The sequence below is a fragment of the Chryseobacterium sp. Leaf201 genome (assembly GCF_001421435.1).
Lineage (GTDB): Bacteria > Bacteroidota > Bacteroidia > Flavobacteriales > Weeksellaceae > Chryseobacterium.
On sequence record NZ_LMKA01000123.1, the window covers coordinates 56,454 to 74,943 of the forward strand.

12 protein-coding genes are annotated in these 18,490 nt (G+C 42.3%); 9 read left to right on the forward strand and 3 right to left on the reverse strand.

Translation table 11 applies throughout. The features are described from left to right. Positions 1-13 precede the first annotated feature (13 nt). The 3 genes from porU (at position 14) to ASE55_RS18120 (ending at position 7,912) form a co-directional block, all read left to right on the forward strand. On the forward strand, positions 14-3,910 hold the full coding sequence (gene porU / locus ASE55_RS18110; RefSeq protein WP_056223051.1) for a type IX secretion system sortase PorU: 3,897 nt from the start codon (positions 14-16) through the stop codon (positions 3,908-3,910). Between the two features lie 59 nt (positions 3,911-3,969). Then, the gene (porV, locus tag ASE55_RS18115; protein WP_056223052.1) at positions 3,970-5,133 is read left to right on the forward strand and encodes a type IX secretion system outer membrane channel protein PorV; all 1,164 of its coding nucleotides are present in this window, start codon (positions 3,970-3,972) and stop codon (positions 5,131-5,133) included. A 490-nt stretch (positions 5,134-5,623) separates the two neighbouring features. Further along, on the forward strand, positions 5,624-7,912 hold the full coding sequence (locus tag ASE55_RS18120; protein WP_056223054.1) for an FUSC family protein: 2,289 nt from the start codon (positions 5,624-5,626) through the stop codon (positions 7,910-7,912). On the opposite strand, the gene ASE55_RS18125 is transcribed toward ASE55_RS18120, so the two are convergent. Beyond that, positions 7,875-8,507 (reverse strand): 4'-phosphopantetheinyl transferase family protein, encoded by a 633-nt coding sequence (locus ASE55_RS18125; protein WP_056223057.1) that lies wholly within the window; start codon positions 8,505-8,507, stop codon positions 7,875-7,877. The two genes, ASE55_RS18120 and ASE55_RS18125, sit on opposite strands and share 38 nt — an antisense overlap. Before the next feature lie 201 nt (positions 8,508-8,708). On the opposite strand from ASE55_RS18125, the gene ahcY reads away from it, so the two are divergent. The 3 genes from ahcY to ASE55_RS18140 all read left to right on the forward strand — a co-directional run bounded on the left by ahcY (position 8,709) and on the right by ASE55_RS18140 (position 12,698). Then, positions 8,709-10,025 (forward strand): adenosylhomocysteinase, encoded by a 1,317-nt coding sequence (ahcY, locus tag ASE55_RS18130; RefSeq protein ID WP_056223059.1) that lies wholly within the window; start codon positions 8,709-8,711, stop codon positions 10,023-10,025. A 387-nt stretch (positions 10,026-10,412) separates the two neighbouring features. Further along, on the forward strand, positions 10,413-10,808 hold the full coding sequence (gene yiaA / locus ASE55_RS18135) for an inner membrane protein YiaA (RefSeq protein WP_056223061.1): 396 nt from the start codon (positions 10,413-10,415) through the stop codon (positions 10,806-10,808). 141 nt (positions 10,809-10,949) lie between these two features. Beyond that, the gene (locus ASE55_RS18140; protein WP_056223063.1) at positions 10,950-12,698 is read left to right on the forward strand and encodes a BspA family leucine-rich repeat surface protein; all 1,749 of its coding nucleotides are present in this window, start codon (positions 10,950-10,952) and stop codon (positions 12,696-12,698) included. Between the two features lie 92 nt (positions 12,699-12,790). Here the strand turns inward: ASE55_RS18140 and purE are convergent, their stop codons facing one another. Further along, a complete protein-coding gene (purE, locus tag ASE55_RS18145) occupies positions 12,791-13,294 on the reverse strand; it encodes a 5-(carboxyamino)imidazole ribonucleotide mutase (protein ID WP_056223065.1) in 504 nt (167 codons plus the stop codon). A gap of 148 nt (positions 13,295-13,442) precedes the next feature. On the opposite strand from purE, the gene ASE55_RS18150 reads away from it, so the two are divergent. From ASE55_RS18150 to ASE55_RS18160, 3 genes are all read left to right on the forward strand, one after another. After that, positions 13,443-14,348 (forward strand): DMT family transporter, encoded by a 906-nt coding sequence (locus tag ASE55_RS18150; RefSeq protein WP_056223067.1) that lies wholly within the window; start codon positions 13,443-13,445, stop codon positions 14,346-14,348. A gap of 270 nt (positions 14,349-14,618) precedes the next feature. Then, positions 14,619-15,185, forward strand: a complete 567-nt coding sequence (locus ASE55_RS18155) for a hypothetical protein (RefSeq protein ID WP_056223068.1) — start codon at positions 14,619-14,621, stop codon at positions 15,183-15,185. A 6-nt stretch (positions 15,186-15,191) separates the two neighbouring features. Beyond that, positions 15,192-17,315, forward strand: coding sequence for a cation:proton antiporter (locus ASE55_RS18160; protein WP_056223070.1), 2,124 nt, complete (start codon positions 15,192-15,194; stop codon positions 17,313-17,315). 44 nt (positions 17,316-17,359) lie between these two features. Here the strand turns inward: ASE55_RS18160 and ASE55_RS18165 are convergent, their stop codons facing one another. Further along, the gene (locus tag ASE55_RS18165; protein ID WP_056223072.1) at positions 17,360-18,472 is read right to left on the reverse strand and encodes a 5-(carboxyamino)imidazole ribonucleotide synthase; all 1,113 of its coding nucleotides are present in this window, start codon (positions 18,470-18,472) and stop codon (positions 17,360-17,362) included. Between the last annotated feature and the right edge of the window lie 18 nt (positions 18,473-18,490).

Sequence of the window (18,490 nt, forward strand, 5' to 3'; positions counted from 1 at the left end):
TTCAATCATCAGTATGAAACAAAAAATCTCGATTTTATTCCTAATAAGCTTTGTATCAACGCTCTGGGCTCAAAGAATCACCATTGAATGGGATGGCTCCAAAATCCGGGACTACGGTGACACAAAATTGAATCTTCCTAATTTCAAAAATGAAGGATTTTCATTCAGCCAAAATAACATTTTTATAACAACCAAACAACAGATCGGGGAAAAGCAGGTGAAAGTTTCTAATCCTGTCTGGGAAAATGTTTCATCAAGAGATCTGTTCGATATGAGCAAAGACCTTCTTCCTGAATACGAGGTTAAAGATGCAGTGCATTATTACCTTGAGGGGGAAAGTTATGCAAGCATTAATGTATCGCTGTTCAAAAAAGTAAAGGGACAGGTCCAGAGATTATCTTCTTTTGAAATTTCAGAGACTAATCTCTCGATCAATGCGGGCAGCGCTTTAAAGGTAGGCACCACCAACAATCCCCTTTCAACCGGGAATTTCTATAAAATAAGGGTAGACAAATCCGGGATTTTCAGGATTACCCGACAGTTCCTGCAGGATAACGGCATCAACCCTTCTTCCGTAAATCCTAAAAATTTGAGAATTTACGGAAACGGAGGCATTATGCTTCCTGAGCATAACCAGGACACCAAATACAGCGCGCTTCAGGAAAATGCCATTCAGGTAGTGGGAGAAGATGACGGCGTCTGGAATGATAATGATTATGCCCTGTTCTATGCCCAGGGGCCGAACGGCTATAATCTTTATAACACTTCGAACGGAAACGGTTTTAAGAGAACAGATACCCGAAGTGACACAACTGAGCACTTAAAAAACATTTACGAAGACTATTCATACTACTACATCAATTTTGACAAGGGGCCCGGCAAAAGGGTTCTGCCTGTAGATGTAAATTTACCTTCTACGCCGCTGATCACGAGATACGACAATTACCAGTTCATCAACAATGACCAGAAAAACCTGATGAAGGTAGGAAGAACCTGGGTTGAAGATACCCCTTTTATCACTGATAAAACAGTTACCTTTACTACAGCCACGCCAATTCAGGGGGGCGATGTGATCCGGTACAGAGCTCAGGTAATCGGCTATAAATCCCAGAAGAATACTATTACGGTTAATATCAATAATCAAAATTCTGTTTCATCGATTGTTCCTCAGCCTGATCAGAGTTCCACCTACGAATTTTACCCTGTACGGTATTCCGGTACGGTTACAGGAATAAGTGGAACCCAGCTTACGTTCAATCTTAAGCCCGATATTTCAGTAAACCCTAACGGGACTTTCTATCCGGATTATTTTGAAGTGCAGTATAAAGACAACCTGACTTTTAACGGGACCCAGATGAACTTCAGGGATTTCTCACTGGCAAGCGGAAGCAATACCACCTACGGATTCAGTGTATCCAACGCCTCTGCTGCAGAGCAGATCTGGGATGTTACCGACATCACCAATGCCAACAGAAGGGTGAATAAAGCAGCCGGAAACGCGACGTTTAATTTTGCATATACAGCAGCCAACACAAGTTTCAACAATGAATTTGTAGCTTTCAGGGCCGACGCCGCTTTCAGTCCGCAGTTTGTAGGAAGGATCAACAACCAGAATCTTTCCGCATTACAGAACGTGGATTACCTGATCATTACGGTTCCTGAAATGATGGGGCAGGCACAGCGTCTGGCCAGTTACCATCAGACGAAAAACAATTATAACGTACAGATTATAGACACGGATAAAATCTATAATGAATTCGGAAGCGGAAGCAGAGACCTTACAGCCATAAGAGATTTTGTAACAAAACTGAACACGCCGACCGGTACTTTAAAATATGTATTTATCTTAGGGGATACTTCCTACGATTTTAAAAACAGGGTAGCCAACAACTCAAATGTAGTAACCAGCTACCAGAGTGAAAACTCCATGGATGTGGTGAGGTCTTTTGTTACGGATGATTATATCGTGATGACAAAACCACAGACCAACCAGTTTATAGAGTCCAACCTACCCGATCTTCCGGTAGGAAGACTTCCTGCAGGCAATGTAACGGAAGCTTCCAATATGATTGACAAAACCCTGGCATATTACAACAGCCTGGGCGGACAGTCTACACCTTTCGGGGAATGGAAAATGAAACTGGATTTTGTAGTGGATGATGATAATGACACCGGCACACCGTTCCATACGATTATGAACAATTCCCTGGTTACGGTTTTTGAGCAGAACAACCAGAATCTTAAAGAATACAATGTAAGAAAATTATATCTTGATGCTTTTCCTGCACAGAGTACCGCAGGCGGACAGAGATACCCACAGGTTAACCAGGCCATCTCCAATGATATCGGCAACAGCCTTTACATTTTCTACTTCGGACACGGAGGGATTAACGGATGGGCGCAGGAAAGGGTTTTAACTTTATCTGAAGTTCAGAACGCCAATAACTTTTCCAATGTATACAGCAGATTCCCGTTTGTATCAACCATCACCTGTGAATTTACCCTTTGGGATGAGCCAGACACTTCTTCGGCCGGAGAACAGTTTATCAAGCTGAAACAGGGAGGCCCTGCAACCATGATTACTTCCAGCCGTGCCATTGACGTAGGGTACGGTATTGATTTTACGAACCTGTATACCCAGAATATCTTTAAGCTGACCAATGACGATTTTGAAACATTGGGTTACGCCCACCTGAATGCAAAAAAACAAAGGGGTGCTTCATCCGAACATTTAAAGGTAAATTTCCTCGGCGATCCTGCCATGAAGCTGAGCAGGCCTAAAAGATTACTGGTAATTGATAATATTGAGACCCCGGTTCCGGGACTGATCAGAGGTCTGGATTTTGTGAAGGTGAAAGGCCATGTCAACAATCCGAACGGAACAGTTAACACCAATTTCAACGGAAGGGTTGTCATCAACATCTTCGATAAAAAATTAAATAAGAATACGCTAAATAATGACGGAGGCCTTACTCCGGTTCTTCAGTACACGGAAGAAGGAAGTGCCATTGTAAAGGCATCGGGAACTGCCGTAAACGGAGTGTTTACCGTAGAATTCTACGTTCCGAAGGACATTAATTATGCGGTAGGGGAAGGAAGAATCCTAGGATACGCAGATAACAAGGCAGCAGACGTATTCAATAACCAGGCAGTACAGGTAGGCGATATCAACCCGAACGGGATCAATGACAACGAACCGCCGAAAGTAAAATTATACATGAACAATACCAACTTTGCAGAAGGCGGTATTACAGACCAGAACCCGATGCTGCTGGCATGTGTTACAGACGATACGGGAATTAATTCCACAGGGTCTGGTATCGGTCATGATATTACAGTATATTTGGACGGCCAAATTATCAATACCGTTGTGCTGAATGATTTCTATGCATCAGGTGAAGGAAACGGGTGTCTGAGCCCGAGCCTGGCAGACTATCAGAAAGGGAATGTAAGCTACCCTTTCAGGAATCTGGCGGTGGGACAGCACCAGTTGACATTTAAAGTTTGGGACATAAACAATAATTCAACAACTGCAACGTTAAACTTTGAGGTTAAGGACGAAGCCGATCAGCACCTGGTCATCAACAGACCGCTGAACTGGCCCAACCCATTTACCAACAAAACGTATATTCATTTTGAACATAACTGTGATGATATCCTTGATGTGAATGTCCAGATTTATACGATAACAGGAAAACTGGTAAGAACGTTATCTCAGCCGGTGGTGGCAGAACCGTTCCTGCAGGGCTTCAGAACGCCGCGCCAGGCGATAGAATGGGACGGAAAAGATGATTTTGGGGCTACTGTTGCAAAAGGTACGTATATTTTTAAGATATTTGCAAAAAGTCAGAATCAAGAAAAATGCAAAGGAAGTGCTACAGCTGTAGAAAAAATGGTACTTTTGAAATAATTTAAGATCATAACAATAATAATATCAACAAAAAACTGATAATATATAAAAGACAACATATGAATTTAACTACTAAACTGCTTTTAGGGATTGGGTTAAGTGCTGGTTTTTTAGGCTATTCACAAGATTTAGGCCTTGTAAGACCGGTATTAACCGGAGCTCCTTTCTTAAGAATCGCACCGGATGCCAGAGCCGGAGGTATGGGAGACCAGGGTGTCGTTACCTCTCCTGATGCTTTTTCACAATTCTGGAATGCTGCGAAATATCCTTTCAGCAGAACAAGTTCTTCCGTGGGATTAAACTACACGCCATACATGGGGAAACTTACCAATGATGTGTTTTTATTATACGGGGCGTTCCATAAATTCTTAGGGCAGGAAGAAAGATCCACCATTTCCGCGAGTATCTATTACTTTAACATGGGGGAAGTGGATTTAACTCAGTTAGTAGGAAATGAAGTAACTTCTATGGGTACTTCAAAGCCAAATGAATTCTCTATTGACGTTGCCTACGGACTTAAGCTTTCAGATTCTTTCTCTGCAGCTGTTACCGGTAGATTTATCCGTTCAGATTTAGCCGGAGGGTTCAATACAGATACAACCCTGAGGCCGGCAAACTCTTTCGCGGTAGATGTTTCAACATACTATACTTCACCCAGGTTTTCCGGTCTCGGAAGCATGGAAGGTAAGCTGAACGCCGGTTTTGCCATTCAGAACGTGGGTCCCAAGCTGGATTATACAGGAAATGAAGAATCAAGATCTTATCTTCCGACCATGGCCAGATTAGGGGTAGGTTATGATATGTACCTTGATGACATGAACCGCGTCGGTTTAAGCGTTGAAGGCTCTAAAATCCTGGTTCCGGGATCTGAATTTATCGGGAATGACCCGAATACGAGACAGCCGATCTATGCAATCCCGAACGTAGGCCCTATCGCCGGGATCGGAAAATCATTCAAAAACCCGAACTCAATCATGTACAGTGGAGCTCTGGAATATTCTTATGACAACGCATTTGCCGTAAGGGGTGGGTATTTCCATGAAAGTGAAGAGCAGGGAGCAAGACAGTTTGCAACGGCAGGTATCGGATTGAAATACCGTTCATTCGGACTTGATATTTCTTACCTGATCAACATGTCTAAAATCAATACCGCTTTGGATAACACGCTTCGTTTCGGGCTTACCTGGAACATCGGTGATGAAACTTCCAACGTAGATTATTAAAAAACTTTCAGCCATGAACATTCAGTGACCGGCTTTAATTAAATAATAAAGTAACCTTTATTGGTTACTATTGAAAAGCTCCATACAATGGAGCTTTTTCTGTTTCATACACTGACAGTTGTCATTATTATATGCTACCGGCTGTTTGAAATATCAGAAATTTATAATGAGCTTGGTACGTTGAATTTAGCATTGTATTTGTTAACCTGTTGTTGAATTACCGCCATCATCCTAGCCCCGATAGAAATGAAAATCCTTTTGTTGGAAAACAAAAGATTGCAATGGATAGCGGGAAACAGCTTCAAAAAATAAGACTACTTTATTCCTTCCCGTTTTTTTAAGACTTTATAAACTGGTAATTTAAACCTTCAGCGCAGATTCAGGCTGATCTTTTTATCCTAAACCGCAATTTATCTTTCATTATAATATATTCATAAATTATTTAAAAATAGATACAGCTTTTTCATTTTTCAATAATTATTTTTGTACGATGAACTATTCTGCAGAGCTTAAAAAATTTGTAACCAGCCAGTATGTGTATTCTGCCATCAGGATTACGCTGGCTACCGTTCTGCCGTGTCTTGTTCTTGCCCATTTCGGGATCCTGAAAGAATACTTCCTTTTTCCGCTCGGGACCAGCTTTGTGGCTCTGACCGATCAGCCGGGCCCTTTTATCCGCAGGAGAAATGCCCTGGCCTTTGCCATTATCTGCTTTGTCTTTGTAGCGATGGTTGCCAGCCTGGTGATGCATGTTAAAATCCTTGTTTTTGCCGAACTCATCGTTTTCGGAATGTTTTTTTCCCTGATCGGAGTGTACGGACAGAGGCTTGCCGCAGTTGGCTCCCTGTCCCTGGTTGTTCTGGCGATCTTTATTGACGGCCATCTTACAGGCGCCAATATTTTCAAAAGCCTGCTGATCTTTGCTTCCGGATGCACCTGGTTCCTGTTGATATTTTTAGTGGTTACCACCATCCAGCCTTATAAGCTGGCCAGCCAGATGATCGGAGAAAATTACCTCCAGCTGGCGGAATTTTTAAAGATAAAAGCCAATTATTACCAGAAAAATCCTGATTTTGATAAGCTGACCACTCAGGTGATTGCCAAACAGATCGAAATAAAAAACCTTCAGGAAGAAACCCGGGAAACTGTTTTTAAAACAAGGACAATCGTTAATGAATCGACCACCACCAGCCGTCTGCTGATGCTGATGTTCCTGAATTCCATGGATCTTCATGAAAAGCTGATGACCTCGGAAAGTGATTACCAGAAATTACAGCAGAGTTTCGGGGATACCATGATCCTTGTGACGGTGCATGACTATCTGAACCTTCTGGCCGAAGAAATCACCAACATCGGTATTTCCCTGCAGATCGGGACCAGAGCGAAGCCTACATTTGACTTAGAAACTGAGCTGAGAAGCCTCAACCACCACTATTTCGAACTCAGGAACAAACGTATTTCCCCTGATAATTTTGAGAACTTTATGGTCCTGCGCCAGATCCTGATGCGCATCAATGAAATCACAAAAGAAATCAACGAGATCTACAAAGTTTTCTCACAGAATGTAAAGCTGGCTAAAAGCCTTTCCACGGGTCTGGACCTGAAAAAATTCATGCCGAATGAAGAAAAACTGAACATTAAAGTTTTAAAGAATAATATTTCCTTTTCTTCATCCCATTTTAGGCATGCCCTGAGAATTACCATTGCCCTGCTCATCGGATACCTGTTTTCCCTGTTCCAGTTTTTGGGAATAGGGCATACGTACTGGATTTTAATTACGATTGTCGCGATCCTGAAGCCTGCCTACTCTATTACCAAAAAAAGGAACCTGCTGAGGCTGTACGGAACCATTGCCGGTGCTGTAATTGCCTATGGGATCCTTCATTTCATCCAGGTGAATGAAGCGTTGTTTACCATCCTTTTGCTGAGCATGATCATGTGCTTCAGCTTTCTGAAAGGAAAATATTTCTGGGCGGTTCTATTTATGACCATCTACGTATTCCTGAGCTTTAATTTTTTAAGTCCGGGCAACGTGAATATCATTTTCAGGGACCGGATTGTAGATACGGCCATCGCTGCAGCCATTACGTCACTGGTTGCCTATGTCGTGCTGCCGGTATGGGAACATACCCAGAACCTGGACCTGATGAAAAAATCTGCAGAATCCAATCTGCTGTATTTCCAGAGTGTGATCTCCAAATTCCTGGAAGAAAGCTTTGACCTGGAAGACTATAAGGTAAAGCGAAAAAATGCCATTATTTCTCTGGCCAATCTTTCGGATAACTTTCAGCGAATGATTTCCGAACCTAAAAACCAGCAGAAAAAGCTGGAGGTGGTCCATCAGTTTGTCGCCACTTCCCACCTGATAACCGCCTATACCGCATCTTTGTCTCAATATGTAAAAAATGACGAAAAATACCCTGAAATCGATGCTGAAGGCTGGAGCCGGAAAATCGAAGCGGAAATGCAGAAAGTGGTCAACCTGTTAAACGGAGATAAAATTACGGAGGTCCTGAATATGGAAAGCCGCATTGAGCCGGAAGATTCTTCCCTTGATGACCTCATCCTGAAAAGAAGAACGGAGCTGATTGAAAATGAAAGCTATGACCTCCGGGATCCGGACAAGATTTCACACGTCACCGAACTGAAAAACATCCATGATGTGCTGGAACTGATTTATGACGTAGCGAAAGAACAGAGAAAAGTAATCGAAAAATATAAAAACGAATCACAGTCGGAGCTTAAAGAAAGCCTCGAGCCTGCTCCTCAACAATCGTAAAGCAGAAGTCGTCGAAAAATTCCACCCTGGCCTTTAATTCATCGGAGATCCGGTCATCATGCACCCTGCATTTGATGTGATGGAGGTGCTTAAGCTCAAAAGGCCGTACTTCATAATGCTTTTTTAACGACCAGTGCTTGGAATGATGGATCTTATACATGCTTTCCTTTACGCTCCAGATAATGGTGTAATACGTCACTTCGTTATCGAAAGGAATAAAGCCTCTTTCGTTTTCATACGTGAATTTATCAATCACCCTTAAAATTTTAGGATTGAATTTTTCAATATCGATCCCGATTTTATTTTTTGAGACAGCAATGGCCGCAAACGGAAAAGAATGGGTAATGGAAATTTCCGCATCTTTCGGGGAAAGAAACGGCTCGCGCTCTTTATATAAAATTTTAGAATCCGGTTTTAATCCTTTCAGCAGCTTGCGCACCATTAAAACTTCAAGAAGCTTTTTCGGATGGTAGTCTTTTACTTTTTCGGCATTTTCAGGTTCTAAAAGCTGATGGATATCCAGCTCTTCCGTTTCATCATACTTCCATATGAGGATGGTGGCATTGTCATCAGAAAAATCGCGGTAAAGAGGCATGGGATTATTTTAAGTGATAAAATTAATAAAAAGAAATGTAATATCTGTTGCCGGATCAAGCCCGAACTTGCGAAAAGAGTCTTATAAATCATTCCTTTCATCTATCAGACAGATATACCGTAACTGAGACAGCCGTTTTTATATATAAATTATTAGTTGTAATTTTGCACTGTACAAACAGAAACAAACATATTCATTCATATGAGTACTACGACACAATACCTTCCTTACAAAGTTAAGGATATTTCCCTGGCAGAATGGGGAAGAAAAGAAATTACCCTTGCAGAAGCAGAAATGCCGGGCTTAATGGCAATCCGTGAAGAATACGGACCGTCTCAGCCGCTGAAAGGAGCAAGAATTGCCGGATGTCTTCACATGACGATCCAGACTGCGGTACTTATTGAGACCTTAGTGGCTTTAGGTGCTGAAGTTACCTGGTCTTCTTGTAATATTTTCTCTACCCAGGACCACGCAGCAGCAGCAATTGCAGCAGCAGGAATCCCGGTATACGCATGGAAAGGCCTTAACGAAGAAGATTTCGACTGGTGTATTGAGCAGACATTATTCTTCGGGGAAGACAGAAAACCGTTGAACATGATCCTGGATGACGGCGGAGACTTAACCAATATGGTTTTTGATAAATATCCTGAATTCACAAAAGATATCAAAGGGCTTTCTGAAGAAACCACAACCGGCGTTCACAGGCTGTACGAAAGAATGAAGAACGGAACATTAGTGATGCCAGCCATCAACGTAAATGATTCTGTAACCAAATCTAAATTCGATAACAAATACGGATGTAAAGAATCTGCGGTAGATGCGGTGAGAAGAGCAACAGACGTTATGTTAGCCGGAAAAAGAGTTGTGGTGTGCGGATACGGAGACGTTGGTAAAGGAACCGCAGCCTCATTCAGAGGAGCAGGTTCTATTGTTACCGTAACTGAAATTGACCCGATCTGTGCGCTTCAGGCTGCTATGGACGGTTATGAAGTGAAAAGACTGGATACCGTAGTGGATAATGCAGATATCGTTATCACCACTACCGGTAACTTCAACATTGTAAGAGGAGAACACTTCCTTAAGATGAAAGATAAAGCCATCGTTTGTAACATCGGACACTTCGATAATGAAATCGATATGGCCTGGTTAAACAAAAACTACGGCCACACCAAATCTGAAGTAAAGCCGCAGGTAGACATCTATACGCTGGAAGAAGGCAAAGAAGTCATCATTCTTGCAGAAGGAAGACTGGTAAACCTAGGCTGTGCAACCGGTCACCCGAGTTTCGTAATGTCCAACTCATTCTCTAACCAGACACTGGCGCAGATTGAACTTTGGAACAACGCTGAAGCATACGGAAACGAAGTATATATGCTTCCTAAGCATCTGGATGAGAAAGTAGCCGCCCTTCACCTTAAGAAATTAAGCGTTGAGCTGGAAACCCTTTCTCCGGAACAGGCCGAATATATCGGAGTGGATGTAAAAGGTCCTTTCAAACCTGAATATTACAGATACTAATTGCAGTTAATTAGCAGTTAGCAGAAATATAAGCTCTCCGGTTTTTTCCGGGGAGTTTTTTGTTTTCAGGAGCTTATTCCGGCTATCCGCTCATACTCCTCATGCCCGGCTTATCCCTTCCATTGCGGGGTAACCGCTGCTATCCGGGCTATGGAACGGTCCGGCTTTTTCATCACCTGAAAGTTCCCGCTTCACCAAGTTGCCCTGAAAGCTACCTCAACAGTTCCGGAAACTTCTGGATTCTTGCCTAAAAAGGAAGTCATCATGCATACATCTCCTGTTTTTGCACCAACTGTCCTGCACAATAAAATATCAGCATTTCAGTTGTGGCAGGCAATCAAATAAAAAATGATATATTTGAGGCCTTTAACAAAAACATTATAATCAATGAAAAAGCAAAATGTATCAAATGCATTTATTGCGGCATCCTGGGTTGCACTGGCTGCAGGGATGATCGGTTTTATCGTGGGCCTCGCCAGAGCAGAAATGCAGCTTAACGAGAAAGGGTATTATTTTACCGTTCTTCTGTACGGCCTGTTTGCTGTGGTTTCCCTGCAGAAAGCCGTTCGTGACCGGCTGGAGAATATTAAGGTGACGGATATCTATTACGGGATCTGCTGGTTTGCCACAATTTCCTCCATCGTTTTGCTGGCCATCGGATTATGGAACGCCACCATCCTTCCGAGTGAAAAAGGCTTTTACGGATTTGCTTTTTTACTGGCACTCTTCGGAGCCATTGCCGTCCAGAAAAACACCCGGGACAATATGATGAACCAGGAATAAAAATAAGAACTCTCCCATCCGGAGGGTTTTTTTGTGGAAATCTTTTTATGTATTCATGTTAATTTCAGCTTTTTTATAGGAATTTATCATCTTTTTTTTTAATTTTATATTTCTGTTTTATCATTTCACAAAATATTTAACATGTATAAAAAACTACTAACCACCTTCGTACTCATTTTTATCGTTCAGATGGCGTACGCGCAGAATGAGTTTATTACCACCTGGAAACCCGGTAACCTGCAGACCCAGTCTTATCAGGGCATTCCTGTAAATTCCACCAACACCCAGATCTGGCTCCCTACTGAGGGAACAGACTATACAATCGCCTGGGAGGAAATAGGATACCCTTCCCATACCGGCGTGCTGACCAATGTAACTTCATCGTATCACACTCTGGTTGATTTCGGGACTTCTTTAAATCCTGATCCTGCAAATGCCACGTACAGGGTAAAAGTAAGCAACGGAAACGGACTATTCCACAGAATAAGATTTGTAGATTGGGATCTTTTCATAAATGGCAACGGTATCATAGGAGATATTCATAAAATATTAGCCGTTGAACAATGGGGGCATATCAACTGGTCCACCATGAAGCAGGCATTTCAGGGATGCTTGCTGATGGATGTAACTGCAACTGATATTCCGCGGCTGTCTGCGGTAAGCGACTTTTCCTTTATGTTTACGAACTGCTCAAACTTTATCGGAAATCCCACCATCAATAACTGGAACGTGTCTTCAGCAACCAATCTTCAGAGTACATTCCAGGGATGTTTTCTTTTTAATCAGCCTTTGGGAGACTGGAATACTTCAAATGTAATCAACATGGGCACGCTCTTTCTTATGGCAAAGGCTTTTAATCAGCCTATCGGAAACTGGGATACTTCAAAAGTAGAAACAATGACCGCCACATTCAATAATGCCCGTGAATTTAATCAGCCTCTCGGAAACTGGGATCTGTCTAATAATCTTGATTGTGAATTCATGTTTTCAAGTGCGGTAAAATTTAACCAGCCTATCGGGAACTGGAACACTTCTAAAGTTATTGAAATGAACCGGATGTTTAGCAATGCAACAGCTTTTGACCAAGACATCAGCAGCTGGAATACAGGCAATGTAACCAATATGGAAGGTATGTTTGCCAATGCGGCAAGTTTTAATAAAGCTATTGGAAACTGGAATGTGGGGAAAGTCATATATATGAACTATATGTTTGACGGTGCCTCTTCATTTGACCAGAATCTATCCGGCTGGAATACCGGAAAAGTAATTTCCATGCAGAACATGTTCAGCAATGCCGTTAATTTCAACCAGAATATAGGCAATTGGAATGTCAGCCTTGTCATCGGTATGGGCAACATGTTTAACGGAGCCTCAAAATTCAATCAGAATCTGGGATTGTGGAATCTGGGTTCTTTACAGATAGCAGGAGGAATGTTGCAGAACACTGCGCTGAGCTGTGAGAACTATGACGATACCCTTCAGGGCTGGAGCATGAACCCTTCCACTCCGAATAGTATTAATATTTCACCTGTTTCTCCTCTTACCTATTCTCATCCTGCGGCAGTAACGGCAAGGAATTATCTGGTTTCCGCAAAAAACTGGACCATTTCCGGAGATACTTACAATGCCGAATGCCGGTCCACTTTGGGAACTTCTGAAATCCATGCCGAAAGTGCGGCCGGAATTTACCCGAACCCTGCAACCGATTTTATTTATGTAAGAAACCTGGAAGTGAAAAGCTATATGATCATGGATCAGAGCGGAAGAATTGTGGTGAAAAACAGTGCACAAAATAATCAGATAAATATCCAGAGCCTGGTTCCCGGAAATTATATCCTGCAGATCAATACCGCTACCGGAGTACAAAATTTTAAATTTATCAAAAAATAAGATAAAAATTAAGGCTGATGCTTTTTAGCCTGTAAATACTGAGCGCCTCACGAAATCCGTGAGGCGCTCAGTATTTATTGTTGATTTTAAATTCACTGATCAAAATGATTCGGATGTTTCGCTTTGATATCATCTACGGTTCCCAATACTTTATCTTTCAGGGAATCCTGGTATTTCTGAAGATTTTCAGCAACCGATGCATCCGCAGAACCTATAATTTTGGCTGCCAGAATTCCTGCATTCAGGGCACCGTTCAGGGCTACCGTAGCTACCGGGATCCCGCCCGGCATCTGGAGAATTGACAGGACAGAATCCCAGCCGTCAATAGAGTTGCTTGATAAAATCGGCACCCCGATTACCGGTAACGTTGTGCAGCTCGCCACCATCCCCGGAAGGTGCGCCGCCCCTCCTGCTCCGGCAACAATAACTTTCAGCCCTCTTTCTTTTGCCGTTTTTGCATAATCAAACATCCTTTCAGGGGTTCTGTGTGCTGAAACTACAGTCAGCTCATAAGGAATGCCCAGCGATTTCAGAAAACCCGCAGCCTGTTCCATAACCGGCAAGTCGCTCTGACTTCCCATAATAATTCCTACCATTCTTCCATTATATTAGATGGCCAAAGATAAAAAAATTAATACGCCCGATGCAAAAAGGCGCAAAAGTTGTTTTGCTATCAGAAATTCAGGAAAGGAATTCTTTGATTGGCCTCAAAGTGACTACCTTTGTTAATTACACGAACATATTTTGAAAGATTATAAACTTACTTTAGCAATCCTTACCGTTGCCATTGTCTGGGGAACTACGTTTTTATCCATAAGAATTGCCGTAGAAACAATTCCGGCATGGTTCGTGGCAGGAACCCGGCAGTTCCTGGCCGCTGTTATCATGCTTTGTATCCTTCTTTACCGCAGACAGTTCCAGTGGATCGGCTGGAAAAATTTAGGCTATCAGATCGTTTTTTCTACACTGATGCTGATTGTGGCCAACGGGATGACCACATTGGCCGAAGAATCCGTAACCAGCAGCCTTACCTCACTTATCAGCGCCTGTTCGCCTATCATCGTTTTCCTGGGCAGCGTAGCCCTTGGATTACAGAAGTTCAGCTTCAAAGCACTCGCCGGCGTCCTGCTGTGTTTCAGCGGAATTCTTTTCATTTTCTGGGACGGGATTGATGATCTTGAAAACCCGGAATATGCCATGGGAGTGTTCATGCTGTTCATTGCGATTTTGGGCTGGGCATCGGGAACTATTTTCACAAAGAAAATGAATATCCAGAGTAAAAATATTTCTTTAAATCTTTTTTACCAGTTCGCTTTTGCCGGTATTGTACAGCTTGTGTTTGCATTCACCCTTACAGACAATTACAATTTTGAAAACTGGACCGTCCAAAGTATTTCTGCAATGATCTATCTGGCCATTTTTGGTTCTGTTGCTGCTTTTTTTGCCTATCATTATGCACTCACAAAGGTTTCCCCGGTTCAGGTTTCCATATTGGCTTATGTGAATACGGTTATTTCTATTTTCCTGAGCTGGCTGATCCTGAACGAAGAAATTACAGGTAAATTTGTCCTCGCTGCAGTGCTGATTATTCTCGGAGTCTTCGTCATCAATTATAACCGTGAAATGTTCAGAAGGAAGAGCATCCCGTAAGTTGAGCGTTATCTTCGAAAAGAGAATTTCATCTATTCAAAATTATTGCACGCAGATTATGGTGATCAAGCATATTTTTATGCAGATTAATTGTCTGGATTTAAATAACAGGCTTTAATTTTTTTAATTAGATTACCAATATAGAAACCTAATGCTGTGTGTTAACAGGCGTGACATGCTTTATTTAAGATAAACGCAAAGCAGAATATGTGGTATCCTGCTTTTATATTTCCTCATTTTTTCCTATCTTGTCTGTGCCAAAATTACAATATGCTAAAAAACACAGTGTTTATTATCCTTACGGTTTTAGTTTTTTTAATCAGCTGTAATGATAAGAAAAAGGAAAATGACCTTGAGGTAAGGGAAAAAGAATTATTGGAAAAAGAAAAACTATTCGCTCAGAAGGAATCTGAATATCAGGTGCTTTTAAAAATGAGGGACAGTATCTTCACCAAAAAAGATTCCGTGACAGTAGTAAGCTGGCCCGCAGCCGTTGCCGGGTCATGGACGGGAAAGGTAATATGTACAGAATCCAACTGCAGCGATTATGTTGTGGGCGACCAGCGTACCGATACCTGGGAATTCGACAGTGATTCTACCCAGCTGATGACCAAAATCATCAACAACAATAACCTGGTGCGGATCTATTCCGGGAAGTTTGAAAACAATGAAGCCAAGCTGAACTTTAAGACCGATTCCACTTCCAAAAAACAGGTGGAGATGAATATCCTGCTGAATGACATCACCCCAAACAAGATCAGAGGCACCCGGACCATCGCTGTTGACAACAGCTGTACGGCAAAGTTTTCTGTAGAACTGGTACGCACCACAAAATAAACACGTATGATCTTACTGAGCATCCATAACCTGAGTCTTCCCATCGAAGACCCGGTCCTGAAGTTTCTGCTGGTTTTAATTATTATTCTTGCAGCTCCCCTTCTTTTAAACAAAATAAAGGTCCCGCATCTCTTAGGGCTTATCATTGCAGGAGCCGTCATCGGCCCGAATGGTTTCAATATCCTCTCCAGAGACAGCAGCATTGTAGTTACCGGCACCACGGGACTTCTTTATATCATGTTCCTTGCCGGACTGGAAATAGATATGGGGGATTTTAAGAAAAACAAATGGAAAAGCCTCGGTTACGGCGGCTATGCCTTTATCTTTCCTTTCGTGTTGGGCTTTTTAGGCTCTTATTACCTGCTTGAGTTTTCAATACTGACCTCAGTTCTTTTTGCCAGCCTTTTTTCTTCCCAGACGCTTATTACCTATCCGTTAATCAGTAAGCTGGGAATTGCCAAGAACCGGGCTGTTAATATTACCGTAGGCGGAACCATGATCACCGACATCGCGACACTATTAGTCCTTGCGGTTGTTGTAGGGATGGTGCAGGGTGATGTAGGAACATCATTCTGGGTAAAACTGTCTGTTTCGTTTTTTCTGTTCAGCATTATTGTTCTCACGGTATTTCCCGTCATCGGAAGATGGTTTTTCAAAAAAGTAGACGATAAGATTTCCCAGTATATTTTTGTACTGGTGATGATTTATCTTGCTGCCTTACTGGCTGAACTTGCCGGCGTGGAAGCCATCATTGGAGCATTTTTTGCCGGACTTGCCCTGAACAGGCTGATTCCCCATACCTCATCCTTAATGAACCGTGTGGAATTTGTAGGAAATGCCATTTTTATCCCGTTCTTCCTGATCAGTGTCGGAATGCTGATCGATTTTACCGTATTCTTCAAAAGCTTTGAAACCCTGAAAGTTGCCGGAATTATGCTGGTGGCTTCCATTGGAGGAAAATACATCTCCGCAGTTGTTGCGCAGAAAACCTTCAGATTTACAAAAGAAGAAGGAACACTGATTTTCGGGTTGAGTTCTGCCTCTGCGGCGGCTACTCTGGCCACGGTTATGGTAGGGTATAATATCATCCTTTCTGAAAGTGAAAACGGAGAGCCTGTAAGATTACTGAATGAGCATGTGCTTAACGGAAGTATTCTGCTGATCCTTATTTCATGTACGGTTTCATCGTTTGTATCTATGGCAAGCGGACAGAAAATCGCTGAAATTGATAACGAAGATACCGTTTCCGGAAATAACCATGAGGAAGAAAATATTCTTTTAGCCGTTAACTATGAAAAGACGGTAGAAAAAATGGTGAATCTGGGAATACTGATCAAAGCCCACTCCAATACGGATAATGTATTTGCCCTGAATGTCATCAATGAAGATAAAAACGAATCTTCTGTAAAAAATGCTGAAAAACTGCTCCATCTCGCAACCGATGCCGCCGCTTCTGCAGACGTAAACTTTAAGACGCTTAAAAGATATGACAATGACGTCATCAACGGAGTGAATAATGTCATCAAGGAACAGAAAATCACGGATCTTATCATCGGACTCGAAGATGAAAAAGGCTTCTCCCCTTCTTTTGTATACAACCTGTATAACGGCTACCTGCAGAACGATGATGTCAACGTGCTGGTTTACCATGCGGCCCAGCCTTTATCAACCATTAAGCGGTATGCGGTTATGATTCCTGAAAAAGCCCATAAGGAAGCCGGTTTCTTCCACGCGCTTTTACGAGTATGGAATATAGCCCGGAATTCCGGAGCAACACTGGTCTTCTATGCTTCGGAAAACATCCTTGATATCCTGCAGAGGATTATTAAAAAGGCAAATATCGAAGCTGAGTTTATTATTATGAATTCCTGGAAAGACGGCGAGAATACGGCTTCCCAGATAAAAGAAGACGAGGCCCTTATCCTTTTCATGGCGAAAAGAGGCATGCAGTCTTATATTCCGAGAATGAGGCTGGTGCCTGAAATGCTGAATAAGAATCTGAACAACAATAATTACCTGTTGATTTTCCCTTTTTCGGAGCTTAATAAAAATGATCAGGAAAAACGTTCGGTAGGCAACCACGATGATTTCGTGGAAATCGGGAACGTGATCAAGAAGATTTTTAAGTAAATTATCCTTGTCAGGGTTTAAAAACCCTGACAAGGATACTATTTTTATTCTGCAATCACCCTCACCATTCCCTTCACAGTCACCAGTTTTTCCATCAGTTCCTCACGGGAATCTGCCAGTACATTGATGTGTCCCATCTTTCTTCCCGGTTTGGTTTCCGTTTTTCCGTAAAGGTGGATATAGGTTTCAGGTAATTTTAAAATGTCTTCCATGCCTTCATACACCACTTTCCCGGAATGGCCTTCTGCGCCTACCAGGTTCAGCATTCCGCTGTAGATAATCGCATCCGTATCGGCAAGAGGTAAATTTTTCACCACCCTGTACATCTGCTCAAACTGCGAATTGGCATTCCCTTCCTGGCTTTGGTGGCCGGAATTGTGCAGTCTCGGCGCCGTTTCGTTTACCCAGACTTTCCCTTCTTTATCGAGGAAGAGTTCGATGGCAAATAGTCCCGGAGAATTTACTGCACTGAGGAATTTTTCTGTGATGGAATTAATCTGTTCTTCAGTTTCTTCACCCAGGAAAACCGGACAGATATTGAAATCCAGTAAATTCAGTTTCGGGTCGGCCACCATTTCCGTCACAGGGAACGTTTTTGTTTCGCCGCTTTCATTTCTGGCTACGATAACGGAAAGTTCTTTGTCAATATCAACCAGCTTTTCAATAACCGAATCATCAAGCCACAGATTTTTCATATCTTCAGCAGTGCGGATCACCTGTACCCCTTTTCCGTCATATCCGCCCGTATTCATTTTCTGTACGAAAGGCAGCGGCATTTTAATTTCATCAGAACTTCCGTCCATCACTTCAAATTCCGGGCTTGGAATATCATGTGATTCATAAAATTTTTTCTGAAGGATTTTCTGCTGGATGGTTTTGATAATGTTGGAATTCGGAACCACTTTTATGCCCTGATTTTCGAGTTCGGCCAAAGCATCGGCGTTTACATGTTCGATCTCAATGGTTACCACATCTTTATCTTTACCGAAATTCAAAACTGTTTCATAGTCATTAAAACTCCCTTGCGTAAAGTAAGAAATGGTATGGCAGGGTGCATCAGGAGCCGGATCCAGGGTATAAAATTCGTCATCGTATTTCAATGCTTCCTGAATCAGCATCCTTCCCAGCTGTCCGCCTCCTAAAATTCCTATTTTCATTTCCTTTTATTTTATATT

Coding starts and splice junctions, on each gene's coding strand:
- porU (WP_056223051.1), top strand. CDS start 14: ATGAAACAAAAAATCTCGATTTTATTCCTAATAAGCTTTGTATCAACG.
- porV (WP_056223052.1), top strand. CDS start 3,970: ATGAATTTAACTACTAAACTGCTTTTAGGGATTGGGTTAAGTGCTGGT.
- ASE55_RS18120 (WP_056223054.1), top strand. CDS start 5,624: ATGAACTATTCTGCAGAGCTTAAAAAATTTGTAACCAGCCAGTATGTG.
- ASE55_RS18125 (WP_056223057.1), bottom strand. CDS start 8,507: ATGCCTCTTTACCGCGATTTTTCTGATGACAATGCCACCATCCTCATA.
- ahcY (WP_056223059.1), top strand. CDS start 8,709: ATGAGTACTACGACACAATACCTTCCTTACAAAGTTAAGGATATTTCC.
- yiaA (WP_056223061.1), top strand. CDS start 10,413: ATGAAAAAGCAAAATGTATCAAATGCATTTATTGCGGCATCCTGGGTT.
- ASE55_RS18140 (WP_056223063.1), top strand. CDS start 10,950: ATGTATAAAAAACTACTAACCACCTTCGTACTCATTTTTATCGTTCAG.
- purE (WP_056223065.1), bottom strand. CDS start 13,294: ATGGTAGGAATTATTATGGGAAGTCAGAGCGACTTGCCGGTTATGGAA.
- ASE55_RS18155 (WP_056223068.1), top strand. CDS start 14,619: ATGCTAAAAAACACAGTGTTTATTATCCTTACGGTTTTAGTTTTTTTA.
- ASE55_RS18160 (WP_056223070.1), top strand. CDS start 15,192: ATGATCTTACTGAGCATCCATAACCTGAGTCTTCCCATCGAAGACCCG.
- ASE55_RS18165 (WP_056223072.1), bottom strand. CDS start 18,472: ATGAAAATAGGAATTTTAGGAGGCGGACAGCTGGGAAGGATGCTGATT.